Genomic DNA, 3,232 nt, shown 5'->3' with positions numbered 1-3,232 from the left:
CCCCCTCACACCCCCACCAGGCGCCTCCTGCTCCCGTCCCACGTGAAGTGCAGGGTGGCGATCCCGGGCACGTTCGGGTCCCGCAGGCACTCGTAGATGTTGAGGCTGGGGACGCTGGCGAAGCAGCCCCACACCCGTTCCGAGGTCAGGACGAAGTCAAGGTCCAGTTCGACCAGCAGGCCCAGCAGGCGTCCGTGCGTGGGCTCGTCGACCTTGGCGAAGGCGTCGTCGAGCAGGATCAGCCTCGGCGCCCACGGCGCCCGGGCCGCCAGGGCGTCGAAGTGCGCGGCGGCGGCCGCGAACAGCACCAGGTAGGCCACCACGCGCTGCTCGCCCTGGCTGAGCGCCGTGCGGTGCCCCAGGCGCCGTTCGTCTCCCGCGCCGTCGGTCACGTACACGGTGAAGGTGAACCAGGACCGGTAGTCCAGGGCCGCGCGCAGCTGCGCGCCCCCCGTGGCGGTGGGGTCCAGGCGGCGGATGGCCTCGATGCAGCGCCGGAGCGCGTCGCGCAGCCGGGTCGTCTGCACGCGGGTCCGCTCCCGGGCCGGGGTGGCCAGGAGCGGCACGACCGCCTCGATGTCCGCGCCCGCGTCGGGGGCGAGCCGCCAGTCCAGGCGCACGCCCAGACCGGCCGAGGTGGTGACGTCCTTGAGGACGTCGTTCATGGTGGCGATGAGGGCCCTGGCCTCCTCGACCTGACGCGCCAGGTGGCCGGCCAGCTCCCCGAGCAGGTGCCGCTCGAAGGCCTCCTCCTCCGCGATCGCGACGCTCTCCTCGGCCCCGGCGACCGCTGCGGCGATCCGTTCGGCGTAGGCGGTGACGTCGTGCGCGCCGTCCTCGTCGTGGACCGTGAGGCGCTTGACGCCCCGGGGTTCGCTCATCTCGGTGCGGACCTGCGTCCAGCCCGCCGAGGCGAGCACCCGGTCCAGGTCCTCGCGGCTGGCCAGGACCGTGCTGTCGTCGACCCGGGGTACGTCCGCCGCGTCGTCGCCCTCCGGGGCGGCCAGGCCCTCCTCCATCCCGATGACGAAGGCCTCCAGCAGGGCGAGGCGTGCGTCGGGCCCGGGGGGAGCGGTCTCGGCGCGTGCGGCCAGGTAGGCGGCCAGGGGCGCGTCGTCCTCGGCGCACGCGCCCAGTCCCGCGGCGCGCAGCAGCACGGCGTCGGGGGCCTCGGCTCCGGACGCGTCGGTCCAGGTGAGCGAGGAGACCAGGCCGTCCCCGGCCGCGAGCGCGCGGCTCACCTGCTCGGCGCGCTCGCGCGTGGCCGCGGCCAGGCGCGCCTCGGCGCTGACCCGTTCGTCCCGGGCGCGCTGGGCGTCGCGTTCGAGTTCGGGCAGCCGCTGGGCGGCCTCCTCGGCCCTGGCCCCGACCTGCTCGCGGGCGGCGTCGAGCTGTTCTTCGGCCACGCCCCGCGCCCGGTCGCCGAGCTCGATCTGGCGGCGGACGGTGATCATGTCGTCGATCGCCGCGGCGCGGGCGTCCTCGGCCAGCACCCGGTCGGCCCGGACGGCCCGCCAGGCGGCGACGTGGTGCTCGTGGTCGGCGAGCTCCCAGGCCAGGACGTCCAGGTCGCGCAGCGCGGAGGCGATGAGTACGCGCAGGTGGTCTAGGGCGCGCAGGGCGCTGTCCAGGTCGGCGCGCGCGGTGGGCAGGTCCTTCTCCCCCTCCGCGGGTCCGCCCTCCCCGGTGCCCTCCACCACGGAGGAGCGGCGCAGCCCCTCGCGGATGTCGAGCAGTTCGGCCCGGCAGTCCTCGGCCGCGTCGCGGGCCACGTCGTGGGCGCGGCGCGCGGCGGCCACGTCGTCCCGGGCGGTCTCCAGGACGGCCCAGGCGCGGATCAGGGGGGCGGCGTCGGGCAGGTCTCGGGAGACCTCCAGGAGTTCGGCGTAGGAGTGCTCGACGGCCCAGCGGCGCTCGCCCGCCTCGGCGAGCAGCGCCTCGGCGATCGCCATGCGCCTGTCGGTGTTGGCGGTGGTGCGGTCGCGGGCGCGTTTGCGGGCGGCCTCGCCGATGTACTCGGGTTCGCTCTTGTAGTGGGCGCCGGAGGCCACGCCCAGGCGCCAGCCGCCGGACAGGGACATGGCGCTGGAGAGGGCGACGGCTCCTGGGCTGTCCTTGCGGTGGCGGGGTTCGGCCTCGGCGTCCTCGGGGTCGCGGACCCGCTCCGCCTCGGAGTCCAGGGCGATGGAGGAGAGCAGGGCGCGCAGGGTGTCGGGGTCGACGCCGCGGCCGGTGGTGGGACCGGCGGCCGGGACGAGCACGTCGAGCAGCGTCCGGCCGCGGACGGGGCGCGAGAGCGCGGGGACCGGCACCGGGGAGACCATGAGGTCGCGCGTGGTCGGGTCGTGCAGGGCGCCGTCGGCGCGGACCCAGCCCGCCAGCAGTCCGCTGGCCTCCAGGGCGGCCTCCAGACCGGCCTGCTCGCGCGTGCTGAGCCCGTCCGCGAAGTCGACGGCCAGGTAGAGCGGGACGCCGTCCCCCTCGGGGCGCGGGTAGGTGGCCCATCCGGGGCGCTCGGGGGCGTGCTCGGCGTTCTTGGTGCGCCGGTCCGCCAGTTCGGCGAGTTCGCCGGAGAGCTGGCCCTCCTCCCCGACGGCCACGTCACGGCGTGCGCGCAGTTCCTCCAGGAGGGGGTCCACGGCGGCGTGCGCCAGGCGGGCCACCCTGCCGGGGACCGCGGGGTCCAGGACGCGCAGGGCGTCGTCGATGGGCAGTTCGACGCTGCCCTCCAGCTCGTGGATGGCCCCGCCCAGGGCGTGCGCGTGGCTGGAGTCGCGCAGCCGGGCGGACCAGGCGCGGACGCCCTCGGCGTAGGCGGCGCTCTGGCGCCGTACGAGGGCGATGGCGTCCTGCTCGCGCTGGTGGGCGCGTTCGAGCACGGCGTCGGCGGACTCGACCTCGCTGGTCAGCGCGACGAGGCGGCGGTCGGCGGCGGCCTCGGCGGCGGTGAGCCCGGTCAGGCGGGCGGCCAGGTCGGCGCGGTCGGCGGCGCGGTCGGCGGCTCCGGTGAGGCGGTCGTGGAGGCGGCCCAGGCGTTCGCGCAGGGCGTCCAGGTCCACGCCCTCGACGGGTTCGCGCTCGACGGCCTGTTCCAGTCCCCGCAGGTCGACCCGGGTGGTGCTCTCGCGGGGGGCGTGGACGGTGGCGACCGGGTCGGGGACGGTGCCGAGGACGCCGGGGTCGATGCCCGCCGCGGAGGCGGCGCGCGCGGCCTCGGCGTGGGTCTGGCGCA

1 protein-coding gene is annotated in these 3,232 nt (G+C 76.8%); it reads right to left on the bottom strand.

Annotated elements, in window-relative coordinates; translation table 11 throughout:
- Positions 1-5: 5 nt before the first annotated feature.
- The coding region (locus tag DQW06_RS19150) for an SbcC/MukB-like Walker B domain-containing protein (protein ID WP_232833078.1) at positions 6-3,232 on the bottom strand (3,227 nt) is incomplete at its 5' end.

It is taken from the genome of Nocardiopsis sp. TNDT3, from assembly GCF_003427465.1.
Classification (GTDB): Bacteria; Actinomycetota; Actinomycetes; order Streptosporangiales; family Streptosporangiaceae; genus Nocardiopsis; species Nocardiopsis dassonvillei.
This window is presented reverse-complemented; position numbering and strand designations above follow the sequence as displayed.